General features: G+C 29.4%; 14 protein-coding genes, 1 pseudogene and 1 riboswitch. Of the genes and pseudogenes, 9 read left to right on the top strand and 6 right to left on the bottom strand.

Going from position 1 to position 23,767, the window contains the following annotated elements; translation table 11 throughout:
- Positions 1–132: 132 nt before the first annotated feature.
- Together AC4PG3_RS04090 and AC4PG3_RS04095 are read left to right on the top strand one after the other, a co-directional pair.
- Positions 133–759, top strand: a complete 627-nt coding sequence (locus tag AC4PG3_RS04090; protein WP_492197801.1) for an acetate uptake transporter — start codon at positions 133–135, stop codon at positions 757–759.
- A gap of 201 nt (positions 760–960) precedes the next feature.
- Positions 961–1,182 (top strand): hypothetical protein, encoded by a 222-nt coding sequence (locus AC4PG3_RS04095; RefSeq protein WP_492197802.1) that lies wholly within the window; start codon positions 961–963, stop codon positions 1,180–1,182.
- Between the two features lie 255 nt (positions 1,183–1,437).
- Here AC4PG3_RS04095 and AC4PG3_RS04100 read toward each other — a convergent pair whose 3' ends face one another.
- Together AC4PG3_RS04100 and AC4PG3_RS04105 are read right to left on the bottom strand one after the other, a co-directional pair.
- The gene (locus AC4PG3_RS04100) at positions 1,438–4,257 is read right to left on the bottom strand and encodes a BTAD domain-containing putative transcriptional regulator (protein ID WP_492197803.1); all 2,820 of its coding nucleotides are present in this window, start codon (positions 4,255–4,257) and stop codon (positions 1,438–1,440) included.
- A 511-nt stretch (positions 4,258–4,768) separates the two neighbouring features.
- Positions 4,769–6,124 carry an APC family permease gene (locus AC4PG3_RS04105; protein WP_492197804.1) on the bottom strand — a complete coding sequence of 452 codons (1,356 nt, stop codon included), beginning with the start codon at positions 6,122–6,124 and terminating at the stop codon, positions 4,769–4,771.
- A gap of 651 nt (positions 6,125–6,775) precedes the next feature.
- On the opposite strand from AC4PG3_RS04105, the gene AC4PG3_RS04110 reads away from it, so the two are divergent.
- On the top strand, positions 6,776–8,029 hold the full coding sequence (locus AC4PG3_RS04110) for an amidohydrolase (RefSeq protein WP_492197805.1): 1,254 nt from the start codon (positions 6,776–6,778) through the stop codon (positions 8,027–8,029).
- A gap of 1,181 nt (positions 8,030–9,210) precedes the next feature.
- On the opposite strand, the gene AC4PG3_RS04115 is transcribed toward AC4PG3_RS04110, so the two are convergent.
- Positions 9,211–9,441: an IS110 family transposase gene (locus AC4PG3_RS04115; RefSeq protein WP_492198197.1), complete on the bottom strand. Its 231-nt coding sequence runs from the start codon at positions 9,439–9,441 to the stop codon at positions 9,211–9,213.
- Positions 9,442–9,746: 305 nt separating this feature from the next.
- Between AC4PG3_RS04115 and AC4PG3_RS04120 the strand changes: the two genes are divergently transcribed.
- Entirely contained in the window at positions 9,747–11,102 is a 1,356-nt protein-coding gene (locus tag AC4PG3_RS04120; RefSeq protein WP_492197806.1) for an APC family permease, read from the top strand.
- An 845-nt stretch (positions 11,103–11,947) separates the two neighbouring features.
- On the opposite strand, the pseudogene AC4PG3_RS04125 reads toward AC4PG3_RS04120, so the two are convergent.
- The 3 genes and pseudogenes from AC4PG3_RS04125 to AC4PG3_RS04135 all read right to left on the bottom strand — a co-directional run bounded on the left by AC4PG3_RS04125 (position 11,948) and on the right by AC4PG3_RS04135 (position 13,072).
- A pseudogene (locus AC4PG3_RS04125) lies at positions 11,948–12,175 on the bottom strand (HNH endonuclease).
- A gap of 44 nt (positions 12,176–12,219) precedes the next feature.
- Positions 12,220–12,810 carry a group II intron reverse transcriptase/maturase gene (locus AC4PG3_RS04130; RefSeq protein WP_492197807.1) on the bottom strand — a complete coding sequence of 197 codons (591 nt, stop codon included), beginning with the start codon at positions 12,808–12,810 and terminating at the stop codon, positions 12,220–12,222.
- The gene (locus AC4PG3_RS04135; RefSeq protein WP_492197808.1) at positions 12,776–13,072 is read right to left on the bottom strand and encodes a hypothetical protein; all 297 of its coding nucleotides are present in this window, start codon (positions 13,070–13,072) and stop codon (positions 12,776–12,778) included. Before AC4PG3_RS04135 ends, AC4PG3_RS04130 begins: the two co-directional genes overlap by 35 nt.
- 478 nt (positions 13,073–13,550) lie before the next feature.
- On the opposite strand from AC4PG3_RS04135, the gene AC4PG3_RS04140 reads away from it, so the two are divergent.
- From AC4PG3_RS04140 to AC4PG3_RS04160, 5 genes are all read left to right on the top strand, one after another.
- Positions 13,551–14,942 (top strand): ISLre2 family transposase, encoded by a 1,392-nt coding sequence (locus AC4PG3_RS04140; RefSeq protein ID WP_492196315.1) that lies wholly within the window; start codon positions 13,551–13,553, stop codon positions 14,940–14,942.
- Positions 14,943–15,291: 349 nt separating this feature from the next.
- Positions 15,292–16,680, top strand: a complete 1,389-nt coding sequence (locus tag AC4PG3_RS04145) for an ISLre2 family transposase (protein ID WP_492197809.1) — start codon at positions 15,292–15,294, stop codon at positions 16,678–16,680.
- A 237-nt stretch (positions 16,681–16,917) separates the two neighbouring features.
- Positions 16,918–18,522: a phosphodiester glycosidase family protein gene (locus AC4PG3_RS04150; protein WP_492197810.1), complete on the top strand. Its 1,605-nt coding sequence runs from the start codon at positions 16,918–16,920 to the stop codon at positions 18,520–18,522.
- 33 nt (positions 18,523–18,555) lie between these two features.
- On the top strand, positions 18,556–19,752 hold the full coding sequence (megL, locus tag AC4PG3_RS04155; RefSeq protein ID WP_492197811.1) for a methionine gamma-lyase: 1,197 nt from the start codon (positions 18,556–18,558) through the stop codon (positions 19,750–19,752).
- A gap of 91 nt (positions 19,753–19,843) precedes the next feature.
- Positions 19,844–19,945, top strand: a riboswitch (purine riboswitch).
- 153 nt (positions 19,946–20,098) lie between these two features.
- Complete coding sequence (locus AC4PG3_RS04160) at positions 20,099–23,767, top strand: phosphoribosylformylglycinamidine synthase (protein ID WP_492197812.1); 3,669 nt, start codon at positions 20,099–20,101, stop codon at positions 23,765–23,767.

Raw genomic sequence — 23,767 nt, forward strand, 5'->3', positions numbered from 1 at the left:
ATATAACAACAATATATAATGTGGTAACAAATAGGTTACAAAAATTTACATTTACAAAATAAAATTTTTTCTTGATTATTAATATATTAATGGTAATATGTATAAGGGCAAATTAATTTAAAGGAGAGAAACATGACAGAAAGAACAGAGACAAAAGACATACAAAAGATTAAAATCACTAATTCAGATCCATCAGCCATAGGATTATTTGGATTAGCTATGGTAACGTTGGTTGCATCATCTCAGAAGTTAGGGATAACAAGTGGACTATCTATGATACTTCCTTGGGCTATCTTTTTAGGAGCATTTGCACAATTATATGCATCTATTGAAGATTCTAAGAGAGGAAATACCTTTGGAACTACAGCCTTTGGAGCCTATGCTTTCTTTTGGCTAGGTGTTGCAAGTTCTTGGATGATAAATATGGGTGTATTTGGAGAAGAACTAGCTAATAATGTAGATTTAAAACAATTAGGATTTGCATTTTTAGGATACTTAATATTTACAATTTTTATGACTATAGGTGCTATGGAAACTCATAAGGTATTATTTTTAATATTTTTCTTTATAGATCTATTATTTCTAGGATTAACTCTAGATAGTTTTGGAATAATGGGAGAATTTCCTCATAAACTTGCAGCTTATTCAGAACTTATTATTTCCCTATTATCTTTTTATGGTTCTGGGGCAGCAGTTTTAAATGAACATTTTGGAAAAGTATTTTTGCCAGTAGGAAAGCCCTTTGGAATTTTTAAATAATTATTGAAATTACCTTCTTTTTAGAAGGTAATCAAACCGTAGACAAAAGACACTTAAAATGAACATGTCCCTGTCAAGTAGACAGGGGAAATAATAAAAAACTTTGTGCGCCAATCATTGAATTATGATTGGCGTAATTTTATTTTATGGAGCTAAATTCAAGAGATAAGCCCTACACTCTAGCAGGGTAATGAAAAGGACATGTATAAAAATCTGTTAAATATATATAAAGAAAAGTATTTAGTAAAAAAAGATAAATTTAAAATACTAGAAGAAGCAAATGAATGTCTAAAAACTGAAAAGTTAAACTATAAAAAACAGAAACAAAGAGAAAATAAAAGTGCAAAAGAAATTTTAAAAGAAGAAATATCCCATTTAACAAAACTTATGCTACCATGTGATGTTTCAAGGGTACTGAACTAAGTAAATAAATATTCAGTAATAACTGTAGTAGTTATACTGGTATTATTAGCATCAAATAATCAAGGTACCTCAGATCGGAGTTTTGCTGCTGATTTTCTTCAGATTCCAATTTATATTGGATATCCTTGTCTTAATCTAACGGTTTCATCATTAACCTCTGTATTGGACTAGTTTATTCCAATGCTGAGTGTACAAAAATAAATGCTAGGTTTTTATATCCTAGCGTTTATTATAGAATCTATCTTTTTTATTAAATTAATCAAATGAAGATCGTTTATTTTTTGCATGTTTTCTACCATTTATGAGGTGTTTTTTTGATGATTCCTTCTTACCTTGTTTAGATAATATAAGTGCGTAATAATCTTCAGCGATAGCTCTGCCCCATATACCTTCATATTTTTCATAATAATCTAATGCTTTTAACAAGTACTTCTCTGATGTTTCAAGATCATTCAATTCATAGCTAACTTGTCCTGCTTCTGTATAAAAGACAACTAATCCCTTTATTATATTATTTTCTTCACATAATTTAATTGCATCCTCGTAAAAACTCAAAGCTTCTTTATATTTTTCTTCAAACTTACTTATATTTCCTAAATAGTTATAACAAGAGCATATATTTAAAACATAATTGTGATTAATTTTGTTAAGATTTTCAAAAATATTTATTGATTTTAAGAGATATCTCCTTCCAGAATTAAAATTATTTGTTTTTATACTATAAAGACCTTTAAATCTATACAAGTTACCTTCTTCTTCTATATCTGACTTTTGATTAATAATAGATTCTAATTTTTTAATATACTTATTCATTATTACAGTATCATTGATTTGTATGCCATAAAAAATAATTTGCTTATAACCATCTAATTTATTTGAATAATCTTCTGCTTTTTCAGCATAATTTATAAATTCATGAATATATTTAAGTCCTTCTTTATAATCTCCATTCCTTATATTATATTTTCCTTTTAGATATAAAAATTTCATTTTGTAGTTTATATAAGATATAGAATTATCTTTTAAGTTTTCTAAAAGGACTTCAATTTTGCTAAATCTGTTATTTATATTAATTTTATCTTTTGAAATATCATTAGAATCGTAAGATAAAGGGAAAAGTTCATGCTTTATATTACTATACAAAGATAGATATTTTATAGAATATTCCAAGTTCTTTAGTGTATTATTTGAATTGGAATAATGATATGCAATTCCAGGATAAAAGTGTTTATCTCTATTATCTCCATATAAATCTTCTTCTAAATATTTTCCAATATCATTGTGGATTAGTTGTCTTTTTAATTGAGATTGATTTAAATAAAGATATTCTCTAAATTTAAAATGGGTGAATTGGTAATAGATACCTTTAGAAAAAGAGTATTCTTTTATCAATTGTTTATCTTGCAAAGATTGTAAGGCATCAAAAATTTCAAATTGATCTTCTTTAAGTTCTCTTAAGAGAAAATTCAACTCAATTTTATTATAAAAAATACATGCAATATCAAGGATTTTATTTTCAAGAGAAGTTAAATTATATAATCGGCTCTTTATTATGTTTTCCATTTTCTCAGAAAAATGTTTTAGATCAGAGTTCTCAGCAAGAAGTTTTATGGATTCAATAATAAATAAAGTATTTCCGTCTGTCTCATTGTAAATTTTATCCAAAATATTTTCCTTTAAGTTTAGACCATTAGAATATTCTTTTATAAATTCTTGAGTTTGTTTCTTCGTTAATCGTTTGAGTTCTAAACTTTCTCCTAAATTACTTCTAAGTATAGGAAGTATCTTAGTTTCAAGTTCTTTTGAGTGAGAATCTCTATAAGTACATAAAAATATTATATTTTTAAGGTTGGGTATCAGATTGAATAATAAGTTTAAACTAAAACTATCCATCCATTGAATATCTTCAAATATTATTATAAATTTTTTGTCTGTTGATATCTTTTTCAAGATTTTATATACAGAATCAAAAGTTACTTTATATTTTACAGATTCTATTTTTTCTATAGAGTCTATATTTAAAGGTTTATTATACAAATTAAATGAAGGAAAATTATAAGTGATTACATCTTCCCATAGTGGGGATATTTTTATATTATTAGCTTTAATTATATTAGATATTTGAGAAAAAATTGCATCCCAAGGTCTCAAATAATAACTTTTTTCAACCTCAAAACATTGGCTTTTAAAAACAGGTATAGACTTTCCTTCACATAAAGACTTAAATTTATCTGAAATGGCACTTTTCCCGATTCCTGCTTCTCCGTATATAAATAATGATTTTTGTTCATCTTGTTCAAAATTATTTAAAAGAACTTTTAAATAATGTATTTCTTCATATCTCCCAATAAAAGTTTGTGTTTTTATATACCCTTGATTTTCAAGGTTTCTTAGCTCTATAATTTCATTAAAAAGCTTTTTAGTAGAAGGTTGAGGTTCAACTTCTAAATCTTCTTGTAATAGATTAGAGAGTTTGTAGTACAAGGATAAGGCCTTATTGAAATCTCCTCTGGTAGCATAAATACGCATTATATCACAATATTCTTTTTCATCGTAGGGGTTTTCCTTTAATATAATTTTTGCATAATGTTCTATATCTTTAATATCTGTATTATTTGTAGTTTCACTTAATTTAATTTTTATAGCTTCAATATATATTTTTTTGTAATATTCTCTTTTTTCTCTAAACCATTCTTCAAAAAAATAACAGTCTTTCACTATAAAACCTTCCAAAAAATCACCTTTATATAAATTTAAAGCTGAGTCTTTAGAAAAACCATCTATGTCTGACTTTATTTCATATTTGTTATTAAATAATATTGATGTCTGTTTTGGAGAAATTAAAATATCAAAACCAAAAGTTTTTTTGATTTTATACAGAGCATCTCTAAGATTTTTTCTAGCTGATTCATCATCAAAATCACACCAAAATATTTCAGTAAGGTTATTTCTTGAGGATGATTTCTCAAAGTAGAGATAGTAGAATAAAGCCTCTGCTTTCTTATAGGGAAAGTAAATTCTCTTTTTATCTACAAATACTTTTGGGAAACCTAAAAAACTAATTTCAATATCCAAAATCTTCACCTCCATAATATATTGGATATAAATATTCTATTAAACTTTTCTTTTTAAGTAAACTCATATCTTAAAGCTTTTTGCCTTGTACCTTTTTTATGAATATTTACAAAATAAGTCCACCAGATTTAAATCTTAAAAAACTCAAACAAAGTGGATATAAAGTTATTTTAGATTGATTTTATACCCAAGGAACTAAGAAATTTTAGGGGTTAAAATCAAATGTAAAGAACTTAAAATTGGTCATTTTTTAACTTTTGTACATAATTGGTTGAATTTATGTAATTCTTCAAGTATAAGAACTTTTTCCCTTAGAGTTTCAAAACTACATCTATCATACACTTCAAATTCCAGATCACTATGGGCACGCTTAACTTTAGCTAACAGTTCCTGCTACCAAGTTATTGTTTATACTAAGTACACATAAAGAGGATAAATCCTTTTTTGAAATTTATCCCCCAACATTTTTTATTGACTGGCTATTTACTGCTTATACAAAATAATTTAGCTTTTATTCTGTTATATTTTCTATCTCATAGCTTATTTCTACATCTACTTTTCCACTATTATGTCTTATTCTTCCAAAAACAAACGCAAATATAACAACACCTAAATTAGCTAGCAGCAACGGTAATGGTAAGTCTATTGATGACATTATTCCTGAGAATATAACGACTGATAAACATACAAATCCTACTACTTTTAATTTACCATCACTGATATAAAAATTCGAATTCTTCCAAGCTTCAGGAGTGACTTTATTTAATCTCAGTAAACATAATATTACCATAGTTTTTGTAATCGATGCGACAGTTATAGTTACATTACCTATTACACCTATATCAAAATTTAATGCTATTGGTAGAAAACCTATGATGTAATAGATACCTAATAAAATTATAGGTGTTCTATATTTTGGATGTAACCTTGCTAGAAACTTTGGATACCAACCATCATTGCACGCCTGCATCAATGGCTTAGTACATGAAGCAATTTGGCTATTTAAAGTTGTAATTAATGCCATCCATGCCCCACCTATTACAAAGATTAAGTAAAGGGGTCTAGTAAGTATTTTTTCTGCTACTATTGTTAAAGGTTCAAATGCTACCTGTTCAATAGGCAGCACACCTGCAGCCACCACACCTATAATTCCATATGCTACTGATACGATCATTGTTGACAGTAGCATAACTTTAGGAATATCTTTTGTTGGATTTTTTGCCTCCCCCCCCAAATCGGTTATCGTCTGTGCGCCATCACAAGCTAAACTCATTAAAACAGCTGCTCTCCAGAATCCCTTTAAACCTCCAGGCATCCAACTTTCTTTAGCAAAATAATTTGGTTCTAATTTAGTTAGTCCGAATACAGTAAATATTGTTAATGATAATACTAATAGTCCTACTGTTAATTTTTGAAATCGTGCAAATTGTTTAATTCCAAAAACATTTATCACAAATAACAGTGTCAATATACCAATGGCTATTAATTTTCTTGACACCATAGGTAAAAACGGCATTGCATAATCAGAAAAAGAAAGTGCATACATTGATAGTGTAACACTAGTAAGTAAAGAAATCATTGAGAATGTTCCTGTCCATCTTTCCCCAAGATATGTACCTACCATTGAATATTGACCACCTCTAAATCTTGCGACTGAATTAAGGAATATTTGGGGGGCTCTTGTTACTAATGATATTAAACCACCTAGAATAAAAGCGATAGGAATAGAACGACCAGTCATACCTATCCCTACTCCCGTCAATGACATAACTCCTGAACCTATAATCGAACCAACAGCAATTCCCATTAAATCCCAGAAACCTAAAACCCTCTTTAAATCTTTAGTTGATGTTAAGATCTTTGACATTGATTAACCTTCTTTCTAAATTAAATATAGACTTTAAATAAAACCTGTAGTTCTTATTGATTTTAGCTAGTACAATTCACCTCCTATTTTAAATCAAGTAGTATTTTTCAATACTATTGATTTGTGTTTTGTTATTTTATTTTTATTATTAAATAGATTATTGAGTGAGGATAATAATTAGTAGTCCCTGTTAGAATAAAAGGTCTTGATAAGTATACCACAATACCAACTAAATTTGACACTATGTATGCTATTAAATTTCTTTCGGTCCTATTATTTTATGTTTAGTAATTATAATAATTTCCATATATTCAATATATTCAATATATTATATATAAATAATACTGTCAAGTAAGAATTAACAGTGTCCAGCACCTATATTTGTCAATTGGAATTTCCACTAGTTAATAAAAAAATAATATTGATTTGTCAATCAAAGCTTAGTCTCTTTTAACTTATATTTCAAAATACTTATCCCATCTTTCAAAAGATAAATTTATGATTATAGCTATGTTCATCCTGTTAAAGTTTTAAATTCACCATATTAAAAATCATCAGAAAATAAACTGTTTTTTTCTATCGACATTTTATCGACGATTGTCAAGTATTATTTTAGATAGCAATAGTATTATAAAAAAGGAGATGTCTAGTATGATAGTAAAAAATGGAGTAAGTAAAGAAATCAATACCGATGAAAGAATGATGATGACTGCGATTGACAATAGCAGAGAAAAAATTCATATGATAGCTAAAAAAATATGGGATTTTAGCGAGGTAGGTTGGGAAGAATTCAAATCTTCTGCTCTAGTAATGGACGAATTAGAAAAAGAAGGTTTTAAAGTACAAAGAGGTTTATTGGGAAAACATCCAAAATTTGATTATGATATTGATATGCCAACAGCATTTAAGGCTGTATTTGAAGGGGAAAAAGGTGGATCTACAATCGGAATAATGCTTGAGTATGATGCTTTACCTAATGGTCATGCCTGTGGTCATAACCTCATTTCATCTGCTGGATTTGCAGCTACAATAGGACTAAAAGAATTATTTAAAACAACACCAGGAACGGTTATAGTATATGGAACTCCGGCGGAAGAACTTGATGGGTCTAAGCATTACATTCTATCAGGTGGGCATATGGATGAAGTAGACCTTATGCTTACTTCACACTATGGTTCAAAATGGGGTTCTGAGGTAACGGGTAAAGCTATAGTTTGGCCTACTCATGATAATTGGGTAACATTTAAGGGTAAGTCTTCTCATGCATCTGCATCACCAGAGAAAGGGAGAAGTGCTTTAGATGCAGTTATACTGACAACAATGGGTTTAGAGTTTTTAAGGGAACATATGGTGGAAACAAATAGGATACACTATATAATTTCACAAGGTGGAACAGCAGCTAATTCAGTTCCAGATCTTGCAACTCTTAATGTGGAGTTAAGATCAAATAATTCTGCTGAGCTTAATGATTTAATGAAAAGAGTTGATAATGTTATAAAAGGGGCCGAACTTATGACTGATACTACTGCTATGTATAAGTGGGATGCACCATGGTATTGCGCTACTCCAGTTCCAAGCTTATATAAAGCTGCAGCAAAATTTGCTCCGGATCTTGGAATCGATGAAACTCAATTTACCTTTGACAATTTACCACAAGCCTCATCTGATTTAGGATGTGTAGCTTATGAAATACCTACTGTTGAAATAACATTCCCTATAGTTAAAGAAGATGAGATTTTACCGGTGGGGCACAGTGAAGAATTAGCTGATATAGCGGGAAATCAATTTCCTATAGACCAAAGTATCTTAGCAGGTAAACTAATGGCACTTACAGCTTATAGAATAGGGACTAACCCTGAAGAACTAAAAAAATTAAAAGTTGAGTTTAAGGAGAATTATAAATAATAATTTCTCTAAGTAGGAAATGCTAGTAATCAGATATCTGGAAGAATTCTCAAATCTAGCTGTTTAATATTAAACTTATTTCGGATGATAAAGAAAATATAGAAAAGATTATGCAAAACAATAATTTATTGAACTAGTAGCCAATAAAATAGAATTTTAAAAGATAGAAAGTATATAAAAACAATAAAAGTGGAGATCCTGTAATTTTTCTATTAGAATATAATCCTACTAGAAAGAGATTTTATTGCTGTATAGAATCAGCAAAGGAATTGTCTATAAAAAACATAGGAGATACCATTTATTCTGTAAGGATAATAATAGACATTTCATATGTAAAAATAGGCAAAACAAATAAACCTAAATTAACAGCAAATAAATTTAGGTTAGAATTAAATTGAATTTAAGAATAACTTTATATATGAGGGATGTAGGACTTGTTATGGCCAAGGGGTGCAAAGACAATGTTGCACATCTTTCGAGTAACTACACTGATAGCTATTAAAAGATGTTTACCACATGCTTTAAGTGATTGATAATATACAGATAATGCTGTATCTTTAAATGCTACAACAGTAGCAGCTAAGAAATTGCTCTATGGAGATAAAGAGAACGATGTTTTGAAATTTTAGATTCAAGTTCTTTTAATTTTTCTTCAATAAAGTTAATTTGGGCAATAATTTGCTTAATTTCAATATAAATGAATATTTTCCAAATCTAAATTGAAAGGTATTAGAAGCAGACTCTTATATTTCAGTAGCTTTTGGGATACTAAATAGATCTTTACTTGTTTTTGACAAAATCTCTGTAAGAGTCTCTGTATCCACAGACAATAAATCTTCAGGAGTAGGATATTTAGAAAGAAGTTCTCTAGAAGCTACTCCAGAGGTATCGGAAAAAATATTGAAATATTCACGAAAAACTTATTCTAAAAGAGCAATACATCTGCATTTCCAGTCGGAGCATTCATCGACTAAAGTAAGACGATATCGAGATAATTGGGCTAAAGTTATAATATCTTCATTAGCCAAAGAAGTAGTGGCAAACTAACTAAAACGCATAATTTGAACTGCGATAAAAGAATCTTTAGAATCATTCTTGATTTGTCTAATATACATCTTTGTAAAGGGATCAGTTTGAATTGTATTAATGACATATATAGTAAATCTAAGATCTAAAAGATATCAATAAAGGATAACCCAATAATAACCAGTGGATTTCATGCCAATGGTAACATTGGAAGCATCAGCTTCAAATCTTGCAAGCAAAGAAATTAGCTTAACATATATATCTTGAGAATTTGAAAAAACACTTTTATCAAGAAGCTTATCACTAGAATTAATAATAGAAGACTCGTGATTTTGTTTAGCAATATCAATATCAAAATAAAATATAAAATCATAAGCTTTTAATATATTTACAGATAAAGTCTAGAACCACTCTATTCTACAACAATACAACCTTGTTATATATTTAGTAACTTTTGTACTATCTAGCTCATTCACATATGGATTAAAGAAGACTAGTCTTCAAGGATGTGAACTACGACCTCTATCTGTACAAATATTATCTCACAAGATAAGCGACATAGAAGAGAAAATAAAGTTTTAAACTTTAACTATATTATACGAGGAGGTGAATTGTACTAGCTAAAATTAATAATAACTACATGTTTCGTTGAAAGTATACATTTAGTTTAGATTAGAAAGGAGATCAATCAATGTCAAAAAATTTAACATCAACTAAAGATTTGAAGAGAGTTTTAACTTTTTGGGATTTAATGGGAATTGCTGTTGGTTCGATTATAGGTTCAGGAATTATGTCATTGACGGGAGTGGGGATAGGTTATACTGGTAGGTCTATACCTATTGCTTTTATTCTAGGTGGTTTAATAGCAGTAGTAACAAGAGGGCCACAAATATTCCTTAATTCAGTTGCAAGATTTAGAGGTGGTGATTATTCAATGGTAGGTACATTACTTGGGGAAAGATGGACAGGAACATACTCAATGATTTCTTTACTTACTAGTGTTACACTATCAATGTATGCACTTTCATTTGCTGATTATGCAATGCCGTTTTTACCTATGGTGTCAAGAAAATTAATAGCCATTGGTATATTGACACTGTTATTTGTGATAAATGTTTTTGGAATTAAACAATTTGCACGATTTCAAAAATTAACAGTAGGACTATTAGTATTATCATTAACAATATTTACTGTATTCGGACTAACTAAATTAGAACCAAATTATTTTGCCAAAGAAAGTTGGATGCCTGGAGGTTTAAAGGGATTATGGAAAGCCGCTGTTCTAATGAGTTTTACTGCTGATGGTGCACAGATGATAACCTCTATGGGTGCGGAGGCGAAAAAACCAACAAAAGATATTCCTAAAGTTATGCTACTGTCAACAATGGGGTTAGCAATCTTTTACGGGGTAATGGGTGTAGTGGCTGCAGGTGTTCTGCCTATTGAACAGGTAGCATTTGAACCTTTAACATTAGTAGCAGAAAAAACACTTCCTAATAGCTTGTACTTATTTTTTATAATAGGTGGGGCATGGATGGCATTAATTACAACTTTAAATAGCCAAATTGCTGGATGTACTAAGCCATTGATGCAGGCGTGCAATGATGGTTGGTATCCAAAGTTTCTAGCAAGGTTACATCCAAAATATAGAACACCTATAATTTTATTAGGTATCTATTACATCATTGGTTTTATACCAATAGCATTAAATTTTGATATAGGTGTAATAGGTAATGTAACTATAACTGTGGGATCGATTACAAAAATTATGGTAATATTATGTTTACTAAGATTACCTAAAGTTCTACCTAAGGCTTGGAAGAATTCGAATTTTTATATCAGTGATGGTAAATTAAAAGTATTTGGAATTGTGGTTTTATCAGTCGTTATATTCTCAGGAGTTACGTCATCAATAGACTTACCATTACCGTTGCTGCTAGCTAATTTAGGTGTCGTTATATTTGCGTTTATTTTTGGAAGAGTAAGATATAATAGTGGAAAAGTAGATGTAGAAATAAGCTATGAGATAGAAAATATAACAGAATAAAAGCTAAATTATTTTGTATAAGCAGTAAATAACCAGTTAATAAAAAATGTTCATTGTAAAATGTTGGGGTTATTCATAAAAATAACAATTAATCGGGATTTAAGTAAAAACTTTAATCCCGATTTTTAAAACCTAAAAACAACAGTATCATTACTTTAAAATTGTAATTAATATATAGAAATTAAAAAAATACAATTTATCATGTGAAGAATTATATTTCTAAATCTATCAAAAATTTTTAACTAAAATATTAATAGTTTTGCGTATAGTACTTAAAATTGAAAATGAAAAAGATACATTTAAAGATTAATAGATCAGTAAATCACCCCAAAGAAAAGGAAAATACCATGTCTATAAAAGTAATGTAGAAAGAACTCTAATTACTAGATTTGGAGAATTAGAATTTGAAAGACTATATTACAAAAACATATTATAAAATAAGTATGTTTATATACTTGATAAACTCTTAGGTATAGAAAAATACGAAAAAGTAGAAGGAAATCTTAAAGGAGAAATACGATACAAAGCAGCAGATTTTAGTTATCAAAATCAGTAAAATTATCTACCCCTGTGTCAATAATAATTGAGACAGTAAAAAGGCAATAAAAGAAAATGGTAAAATAGAAAACTGAGAGATAAAAGAAAAGTAGAATAAAGAATATTTAACCTTGATAAAAATGTAGTAAATAGGATTAAAAAAGTTTACAATACAATTAATTCTGATGTAATGATAGGTATGTAGGGTAGGAACCTAGCGCCTTACTATGTTTCCATAGCAGGTTTCTCTGCCCCCCCTCCGAATCGTGCGTGCATATCTCTATGCACACGGCTCTCCATTCAAACTCTTATCTGATGCCTTGATGTATTTCTCTATGACATTTGTCACATACAATCAAGGTCTTTCTTTTTCTAGCAATCATTTCTATTTCTCATGATGCTTTTCCTTTGAGATTTTTCATCTTATTTACATGATGAACTTCATATCTTCTATCATTTTTATCATAGTTACATAATTCACATTTGTTGGCTTTTAGTCTATCTTCTAGCTGTATTCTTGTGCCTTTTATTGTCATTAAATTAAATTGGTCGTCCACTTTATCTTGTGGGAAAGGATTTGTTACTTTAACAATAGGGTCGTTATAAAAGTATCTAAACTTTTTGCCCTCTTTAGTCTCATAACTAACTCCCAACCTTTTTCTTTTCTGTATTTATCTAGTATTTTTCCTCTGGTTTTTTTATGTTTATTAGCTAGTGTTCCTAGACAACTATATTCCATTGAGTATATCAATGTGCTTATATGAGTATGAACATTATTTGACATTTTGTAATAATTGTACAACCCTCTGACTTCACTATTGTATATTTCTATTATCTCTAAGTCTGTTAATCCTAATAAGGTTGGTCTGTGGTTCGTTCTCCATTCCTTACTATCAATGTCTTTGACAATATTATTTTTGGCAAGCCAATTTTTAATTGTATTTTTAGGAATATATAAATTTATAATGACACTATGGTCTTTCTTAAGCACGCCATTTTTGTCTTTACTTAGAGATTTACTACTGCTTTTTACTATTTCGTATTCAATAAATTTTGCTCTATCTTTGCTATTAGTAATTAATGTTTTTTCATCAGATAATTCCATATTAAGATTTTCTTTGATAAATTCACTTATTCTATTTTTGATATATAGAGTCTTCTCTTGACCCAACTACACCAATTATAAAATCATCAGCGTATCTCACATGTTGCAATCTTTTATAACCACTACTCATTGGTTCCCAATATGGTTGATTCGCTCTTTCTAATCTCAATTCTTTAAGTTTCTTTTTGTTTTCTTCAGATGGATTATTTTCTATTTCTTTTTTCATATTATTCATTTGATGTGTTATTCTAGCCCATTCCTTGTTAACTTTTCTATCCTTGCTCTTATGTCCTCTATCAAACTCTTCTTTGAGTCTTTCAATAAACATATCAAGCTCGTTAAGATATATATTTGCAAGTAAAGGACTAATTATTCCACATTTCCTAAGTGCCGACCCGTGTGACCATTCAGTCTATTCTTTAAGCAGTTTAGCCTTCAACCTTATACTAACTTCATCTCGCCATTCAGTTGCAAGTTTTTGGGTTACTTGACTTATGACTTTGAGTTCATGCTATGTTCCTCTATCAGGGTTCTCTTTTAGAGTAAGGACTGTGATGTTGAATGTTCTATATCATTCAGTTAGACCTTTACTCTAACACTTATATATTACGCTCTAGGCGCACGCCTTGTGTATCTAAAACAAATGGAAGATGGCTAAAAGATATACTTAGAAATTCAGTATTCTAGTTGTAACCTTAGTGTAAAATTACATTGGGGAAAATAATCAAAAATAAAATAAGAGCATTCCAAGATATGATAGTATATAGGTGTCCAAACCAAATACACATATAAAAGGAGATGCTCTTATGAATACAATTATACAACAAATTGTAGAAAAAATCATTGAAAGTACAAATAAAAACTTAGAAATAGTATTAAAAGAAGGAAAAGGAATATCAGACTTTGCAATAAATATAAAAAATACACTAAATGAAGTAGGAGTAGATCTAGTTTCTGGGGCGTTAGAAGAAATAGATAAAAGGGTAAAAGAAGATATTAATAGAAAACAAGACTGGATTGTAAAAAGTAAAGATAATGTAAAAAGTTTAGGGACAATATTTGGAGAAGTTAAATACAAAAGGACATATTATGAAAATAAGAAAACAGGTGAATACAAATATTTATCAGATGAAATGCTAGGAATAAAAGCACATGATAAGATAGATACATTAATGAAATCAAAGCTTGTAGAAGAATCAATAGATTCCTCTTACAGAAAAAGTGGAATTCAAGCTAGTGACAATCTAGATATAACAGGTCAAACAGTAATGAATACAATTAGAGAACTTGATGTTGTAGAAAACAATGTAATTCCAATAAAGAAAAGAAATAATGAAATAAAGCTTTTATACATTGAAGCTGATGAAGATCATGTAGCTCTTCAAGTAGGTAAATGTATAGAACCAAAGCTTGTTTATGTTCATGAAGGAAGAGAAAAAGTAAGTAAAGATAGATACAGATTGATAAATAAGAGAGTATTTAGTGGAGTATATAAATCAAGTGAAGATCTATGGCTGGAAGTAGCTGATTACATAGATGAAGCTTATGATATGGATAAAATAGAAAAGATATATCTTTCAGGAGATGGTGCAAGCTGGATAAAACAAGGAGTAGGATGGATAAATAAGTCTGTATATGTATTAGATAGATTTCATTTATCCAAGTATGTAAAGAAAGCTACAGCTCATTTACCACATATAACACATCCCCTATGGAATTATATAAATAGATTAGAGATAGAAAATGTTAAAGAGCTTTTTAAAATAATATTAGAAGAAACAGAAACAGATACAAAGAAAGAATCAGTTAAAGATTCAAAGAGATATATTTTAAACAACTGGGAAGGGATTAAAAATCAGTATAACGATGATTATATAGGCTGCAGTGCAGAAGGTCACATAAGTCATATATTATCAGATAGACTAAGTTCTAGACCTCTTGGATGGTGTGAAGTTGGAGTCAATCAAATGTCAAGATTGAGGGCTTTTAAGGCTAACGGTGGAAATGTATATGAACTATTTAATCAGAGAAGAAAACAGCAGTTAAAAAAAGAAAGAATACTAAAATTAGAAAAGAGAAATATTAGTAAAAAAATAATATCTAAAACAGCAAATGAGGTTATTGGTAACATACCTCTATTAGCTGATGGTAGAAATACTGGCTTAAACACTATACTTAAGTCCTTTAGAGGAGCCTAAGTTTAATACATAAATATATGAAGATGCTTTTATTTATAAAACCCAAAGTAACTTGACACTATCAGTTGTAACAACAAATTTATTAATATAGTTAAAACATGTTAATATAATAGGTTTATTAAAATTAAGTAAAATTAAAACTTCAGGACATTACATTATTTAATTATGGAGATACTGTTCTGATAATTACTATAAAAAAATAGTAGTAATTGTTGGAAAACAATTACTTGACACTATCTTATCAGGTCTTAGTGTAAAATAATTGTAGGAAAAAATAAAAAAAGAATAGCTCCATATGTTATGATAGAAGTACCGAGCAACATCAAAACATTTGAAAGGAGCTATTCTTATGAATACAATTATACAACAAATTATGCAAAAGGTCACTAGGGATTATATAAAAAATTTAGAAACACTTATAGAGGAAAAGAAAGACATATCAAAATTTGTACTAGAAATGAAAAAATCTTTAGATGAAGTGGGTACACAGCTAGTAGGCAAAGCTTTAGAAATAGTAGACGATGTAGTAAGAGAATCTAAAGATAGAAAAAAAGAATATTACATAGAAAGAAGAAATGATGAAAAGTCACTTTTAACTACATTTGGTGAAGTTAAATACAAAAGAACATATTACAAAAATAAAAAAGATGTCACTTATTCTTACTTATCGGATGAAATGGTTGGTATAGAGGTTCATGATAGAATGGACTTATCTTATGAATCTAATTTAATAGAAAAATCTTTAGAAATATCCTACGAAAAGTCTGGAAAACAGGGATTATCAAACTCACAAGTAAGCAAACAGACAGTTATGAATAGTATTAGAAAACTAGGAAGTATAGAGAATGCAGATGTAGAAATTAAACAATTAAAAAAAGTAGTAAAAACAATATATATAGAAGCCGATGAAGATCATGTAGCTATGCAACATGGTAAAAACAAACAAATCAAATTAATATATGTTCATGAGGGAAGAGAGGAAGTCTCAAAAGGAAGATACAAACTAATAAATCCAAGATACTTTACAGGATCTCTTAAAAACAATGAAAACCTATGGTTAGAAGTAGCTGATTACCTAGAAGATGCTTATGAACTTGAAAAGGTAAATAAGATATATCTATCAGGAGATGGAGCAAATTGGATAAAAGAAGGACTTAACTGGATTAAAGGAAGTGAATATGTATTAGATTACTTTCATTTATCTAAATATGTGAGAAAAGCTACAGCTCATATGCCAGAATTCTTTAATGAAATTATTTGGCATTATATAAATGATTTAAATAAAAAAAGTGTAATAGGAATGTTAAATGTAATAATAGAACAAACTGAAAAAGAAAGTAAAAAACAAGCAGTAAAAGATTCCAAAAGATATATCATAAATAACTGGAAAGGTATTGAAAATAGATATCAAGAAGAATACTGTGGATGTAGTGCAGAAGGGCATATAAGTCATATTCTATCTTCTAGGCTAAGTTCAAGGCCTTTAGGATGGAGTCTAATAGGTGATGATCAAATGGCAAGGCTAAGAGTCTATAATGAGAATGGTGGTAATATTTATGACATTATGTTTCTTAGAAAAGAAGAAAAAAACAAAGAACAAAGAATGTTGAAATTAGAAAAGAGAGTAATCAAAAAGAAACTAAAAACATCTCTAGAAACATTAGATAATATTCCGGCTATCAATGATGGTAAGCGTACTTGGCAAAGAGAGTATTTTAAGTCTCTTAGAGGAGCATAAAGAAAAAAATACTAGTTATAAATATATTTAAAATTAATTTTTAACATATTTATAACTCCAACGATTTTATTTTGCTTGAAATTAGTATATTTCTAACTTCTATAAAATAAGGGGAAATTCTAATTATTTTTTCCTACAGTATATTGACACTATCTTATCAGGTAATTTTTTTGTATTTTTTAAAGCTTTAATATATAATAGAAGAAATAATCTAAAATTTTAAATAGGGGTGTGGCAATGAAGAAGGCATTTTTTTTTATATTAATTTTTTCTCTAATGTTAACCAGTAATGTATTTGCAAAGTCGGAGGATTTTAAAACATATACAAAGGAATTTACAGTAAATGGGATGAGTAAAAATGTAAACATCGTAGAAGTAGATTTAAACAAAGAAGATATAAGTTTTGAAGTGGTAACTGCAAATGATGGTGTAATAGGTTCTGAATCATTTTCTAGTATGATAAATAGAAAAAATCCTAAGGCAGCTATAAATGCAAATTTCTTTGGGGCATATGATACTCTAGAGCCCTATGGTTCTATAATGAAAGATGGGAAGTTTACATATTTAGAAGGGAAAAATACTTCTTTAGTCATAGATTCTAATAATAAATTAGATATAAAAAATTTTAGTACTAAAATAAGAGGATATATAGATGGACATAGAAAAAACAGGTGGAATAATGAAAAAAATGCTATGGACTTTTATCTTTTTGATGTGTGGTATATAAATAATCCACCTATGGATACTACAGGGGTATATATCTATACTCCAGATAGAGGAGAGAGTATCTTCTTAAAGACTGGAACAGTTATAGAAGTTAGAGAAGATAAAGTAACAAATATAAAGAAAAATCCAGGTGAAATTATAATACCTAAAAATGGATACTTAATATATTATGGAAAAGATGCAGCTAGTGATAATTACATAGATAGTAGATTTGAAAAGGGAAAGACCATTGAATTAGAATATAATATAAGTGCATCTAATAAAGATATGGAAGACAAAGAAAATAGCAAAGATAAGGAAGATAAAAAATTATCTTCTAAAAATACAAAGTTATTTGGAAGTATAGACAAGAAGACAAAAAACAAATGGAACAATGAAAAAAATGCCATGGACTTTTACCTATTTAATATATGGTATATAAATACAAATCCCATTGATTCTAGTGGGGTCTATCTATATACTCCAGAAAAGGGAGAAAAACTAAAGGTTTCAGGTGGTAATAGTGTAGTAGTAGAAAATGGTAAGATAAAAAAGGTAGAATTTAATATAGACAGTATTCAGATTCCCAAAGATGGTTATATAATTTATTTTGGAGAAGATGCTGTAAAGGATACATATATAAAAGATAGATTTAAAGTTGGAAATACTGTAGATTTTTATAATAAAGATACTTTGAAATTTGATACACAAAATATAATAAAAAGGGCAGTAGCTGATAACGAAGCTGCTATAGCTAAAAGCCTAAAAGTAGATATTCAAACTGAGATAAATAAGAATAATATAAAGTGGATGATTTCAGCAGGTCCTCATTTAGTAGATGGTGGAAAGATAATTTTAAATGGTGAAGAAGAAGGTTTTAAAGAAGATAAGATAAATAAAAATAGAGCATATAGATCTGCTCTTGGAATTACAAAAGAAGATAAACTAATTCTGTTAACTGGTTCAAATTTAAATACAAGAGAACTTGCAGAAATTATGCTAAAGTTAAAATGTGAAAAAGCCATGAATTTAGATGGAGGGGCATCATCAGCTCTCTATGTAAATGGAAATATAATAACTAATCCTGGAAGAAAATTAAACACAGTTTTGATGGTACATGAAAAAGTAAGTGAGTAAAACTTAAATAAACTTGATTTTGGGGGAATAAATATGGAAAAAGAAAAAATTAAAAAGATGGACTTTAGCACTAGAGCAATTCATGCAGGTTATGAAAACAATCAGTATGGAGCATTAGCTACTCCCATATATCAAACTTCTACATTTATCTTTGACTCAGCAGAACAAGGGGGAAGGAGATTTGAAGGAGAAGAAGATGGATATATATATTCAAGACTGGGAAATCCTACAAATACTCAAATAGAAGAAAAATTAGCAAATTTAGAAAATGGAGAGGCAGCTATATCTACAGCTTCGGGAATGGGTGCTATTTCTGCTGCTATGTGGACAATTGTAAATTCAGGAGATCATATTATAGCATCGAAGACTCTATATGGTTGTACATTTGCATATTTTATCCATGGACTTACAAGATTTGGAGTAGAGGTAAGCCTAGTAGATACAACTGATCCAGAAAATGTAAAAAAGGCTATGAAAGAAAATACTAAGGTAGTATATCTAGAAACTCCTGCTAATCCAAATATGAAACTTTGTGATATAGAAGAAATATCAAAAATAGCTCATGAAAATGAAGATTGTAAGGTTATAGTTGATAACACTTATTGTACTCCATACTTACAAAGACCAATAGATTTAGGTGCAGATGTAGTAGTACATTCAGCTACTAAATATTTAAATGGACATGGAGATGTTATAGCAGGTTTTATAGTTGGAGAAAAAGAACTTATAGATGAGATTAGGGGAGTAGGATTAAAGGATATGACAGGGGCGAGTTTGAGTCCTTTTGATGCATTTTTACTAAATAGGGGGATGAAAACTCTACCTCTTCGTATGGAAAGACACTGTTATAATGCACAAAAGGTTGCAGAGTTTTTAGAATCTCATCCTGCTGTTGAAAGTGTATATTATCCTGGACTGAAAAGTTTTCCTCAATATGATTTAGCTGAAAAACAAATGAAATTACCAGGTGCTATGATTGCCTTTGAACTTAAAGGTGGAATGGAAGCAGGAAAAAAACTAATGAATACAGTGGAGCTTTGCATTTTGGCAGTAAGTCTTGGAGATTGTGAGACTCTAATTCAACATCCTGCAAGTATGACACATTCTCCATATACAGAAGAGGAAAGAGAAAAAAGTAATATAAAAGATGGATTAGTTAGACTATCAGTAGGTCTAGAAGATTATAAAGACATAATAGAAGATTTAAGAAATTGTTTAGATAGATTATAAAGTCTTGAAGTATGGTAAATATTATAGTGAAGAGAATATTTAAAATTCCACTTGACATATTTCGACCCTACTGCTAAGATTAAACCATAACATAATAATTACGAAAATTGCTCATATATTTCCCATAATAAGGTTGGGGAGTTTCTACTAAGTGACCGAGAATCATTTACCTATGAGCGAAAGTGTGTCTAGGGTTCCGAAGATTATTCTTGCTGGACCAAGCGGCACAAATACTAATTTTAGTGTTTCGCTAATTTAGTATTACACCGAAGGGAGAAAAGCCCAGTCGGGTAGGTTTCGCTTTACCTACCTGGCTGGGCTATATTTATTTTTGAGGAGGAAAAAAATGGATTATAAAAGAGTTTTTATTGAAAAGAAGACAATTGAAAGCACTGAAGCAAAAACACTATTAAAAGAGTTTAAAGATTATTTAAAAGTTAAGAATTTACAAGGTGTGAGAGTAGTAAATATTTATGACTTAGTAGGTGCAGACGAAGAAGGGTCAAAGAAAGTAATAGAAAAAGTACTTTATGAGCCAATGTTAGATTTAATATATGACGAGCCTCCAATGGATAAAGATGAAAAAGCGTTTAGAATAAAATATCAAAGAGGACAATACAATCAAAGACAAGACTCAGTCCTTGAGTTTGCAAATAAATTTGTATTAGAAAAGGATATAGATATAGTTCATACAAAGATGATAATTTTAAAGGGAATAAATGAAGAAGATTTAGAAAAGATTAAATCATACTATATAAATCCTCTAGAGATGGAAGAAATAGATATCAAGAAATTTATATACGAAAAAGAAAAGGATACAGATGAAGAAGTAGAGATAATAAATGGATTTAATAAATTAGAAGAAAAAGAGATGGAAAAGTTTAAAAATATATATGGTATAGGTATGGATATAGAAGATCTAATTCATTGTCAAAAATATTTTAGAAAAGAAGATAGAAATCCAACTATAACAGAAATAAAGTTAATCGACACGTATTGGTCAGACCATTGTAGACATACTACATTTATGACTAAGATAAATGATATAGAATTAGAAGATGGAGCATACAAAGAAGTATTTGAAAACTCTATAAAAGATTATATAAATTCAAGAAATTTTGTATACGAAGATAGGGAAAAGGCAATTTCCCTAATGGATCTTGCAACTATAAACATGAAGGAAATTAGCAAAAAAGGACTTTTAGAAGATAAAGAGGATTCAAAGGAAGTAAATGCTGCAAGTATAGAAATAGATGTAGATGTAGATGGGAAAATAGAAAAATGGCTTTTAATGTTTAAAAATGAAACCCATAATCATCCTACAGAGATGGAACCCTTTGGAGGAGCTTCAACTTGTTTAGGAGGAGCTATTAGAGACCCACTATCTGGAAGAAGTTTTGTCTATCAAGCTATGAGAATCACAGGAGCAGCAGATCCAAGAGAATCCTTTGAAGATACACTTGAAGGAAAACTTCCTCAAAGAAAGATTACAAAAACTGCAATGGAAGGATATAGTTCTTATGGAAATCAAATAGGTGCAGCTACAGGATATGTGAAAGAAATATACGATGATGGATTTAAAGCAAAGAGAATGGAATGTGGAGCCTTAGTAGCAGCAGCACCTAAGGACTGGGTCTATAGAGGAGATGCGTGCCCTAGTGATTTAGTAATCTTAGTAGGAGGAAGGACAGGCAGGGATGGTCTTGGTGGTGCAGTAGGTTCTTCTGTAGAGCATAAGGAAGATGCACAGGATAAGTTTGGAGCACAAGTACAAAAGGGAAATCCACCACTAGAGAGGAAGATACTAAGATTATTTAGAAACGAGAAAGTATCTAAGATGATAAAGATATGTAATGACTTTGGAGCTGGAGGAGTAGGAGTTGCTATAGGTGAACTTGCAGATGGATTAGAGATAGACTTAGACAAAGTATTGTTAAAATATCCAGGACTAGATGGAACAGAAATTGCCCTTTCAGAGTCTCAAGAGAGAATGGCAGTAGTTATAGATAAAGAGGATTTAGAAGAATTTTTAAAAGAAGCTGAAAATGAAGATTTAGAAGCAACTGTGGTAGCTAAGGTTACAGAAGAAAAAGTATTGAAAATGTCTTGGAGAAATAATGAGATTGTAAATATAAAAAGAGAATTCTTAGATACTAATGGTATTAGAAAAGAAACTGATATAAAACTTATGCAACCAGAAGAAAAAGGAGTTTTCCATAAAAAAGTCGATGGAGATTTAGAGACTGTATTTAAGGATAATTTAAAAAATATAAATATAGCAAGTCAAAAATCTTTAGTAGAAAACTTTGACAACACTGTAGGTTCAGGAACAGTATTGATGCCATATGGTGGAAAGTATAGATTAAGTCCAAGTGAAGGAATGGTTGCAAAAATTCCTGTATTAGATGGGAAAACAAATACTTGCTCCATAATGACCTATGGATATGAACCTGAAATTTCCAAATGGAGTCCTTACCATGGAGGATATTATGCAGTAATAGACTCTTTAGCTAGAATAACAGCTTTAGGTGGAGATTATAGAAAGGCTAGACTTAGTTTTCAAGAGTATTTTGAAAGACTTGGGGAAGATAAATCTAAATGGGGTAAACCATTTGCAGCCCTACTTGGAGCTTTTATAGTAGAAAAAGAATTAGATATACCAAGTATAGGTGGAAAAGACAGTATGAGCGGAACATTTGAAGATATAGACGTACCACCTACTCTTATAAGCTTTGCAGTAGTAAGTGATAAGGTTGAAAATATAGTTTCAAGTGAATTCAAGTCATCAAATAGCGATGTAGTAATGCTTAAATTAGATATAGATGAAAAAGGATTAGTAGATTTAAATGAATTAAAGAAGAACTTTACAAAGATAAAAGAACTTATAGATGAAAAGAAAATAGCTTCTGCCATGAGCATTAAATTAGGTGGAATAGCTAGAGCTATATCTGAGATGAGCTTTGGAAATAAGATTGGATTTAAATTTAATCAAATTGATAAAGATGAGTTATTTAAACCACAATTTGGGTCCATAATACTTGAGCTAAAAGAAGGAGTAGATTTAGAAGAGAGCTTTAAGGATATAAACTATAAAGTTCTTGGTAAAACTACAGATGAAAAAGCTATTGAAATAGATAAAGTTAAAATGGATATAAACCAATTAATTCAAGATTGGGAAGCTCCATTAGAAGATGTATTTAATAAAAATAAAAAAGAGTTAAAAAAACATATAGAAATACAAGATAATGAAGGAATTGAAATAAAAGCTAATAAAAAATATAAAAATCCTAAAGTGATTATTCCTATATTTACAGGAACACATGGAGAATACACTATGGGAGAGCAGTTTAAAGATGCTGGGGCACAGGTAGAATACTTTGTATTTAATACTCAAAGTAGAGATAATATAGAGAAATCTTTTATAAAATTAGCTGAAAAAATTTCCGATTCACAGATATTAGGATTGGCAAATGGAGCAGTTCTAGGAAATGAACCAGAAACTGGAGGGAAATTTGTATCCTTTATATTAAACAATCCACATGTCAAAGATGCTATAAATTCACATTTAAAAAATGACGGACTTATTTTAGGTGTTGGAGATGGCTTTAGTGCATTATTAAAAGCAGGACTTATCGAAAATAACAATTTATATATTACTAAAAATGAAAATGGAGGATTTGTATCTACTATCTCAGATATAAAGGTAGTATCTAATTCATCTCCATGGATGAGGAATTTAGAAATAGGAGATGTATATTCAGTACCAGTTGCAACTTATGAAGGAAGAATTACAGTTAAGGATGTAGAAAAATTAGATGAAGCTCAAATTGCAAGTAAGTTTGAAGGTTTAAATCCAACAGGCTCAGAGTTTAATATAGAGTCCTTGACAAGTAAAGATGGTAGAGTGCTAGGAACCATATCCACAATAGATAGAGTTGGAGAAGGTTTATATAAAAATATAGATATAAAAGGAACACATAATATATTTAAGGCTGGAGTAAATTATTTTAAATAG

This window comes from Tissierella sp. QWL-11 (genome assembly GCF_058683765.1).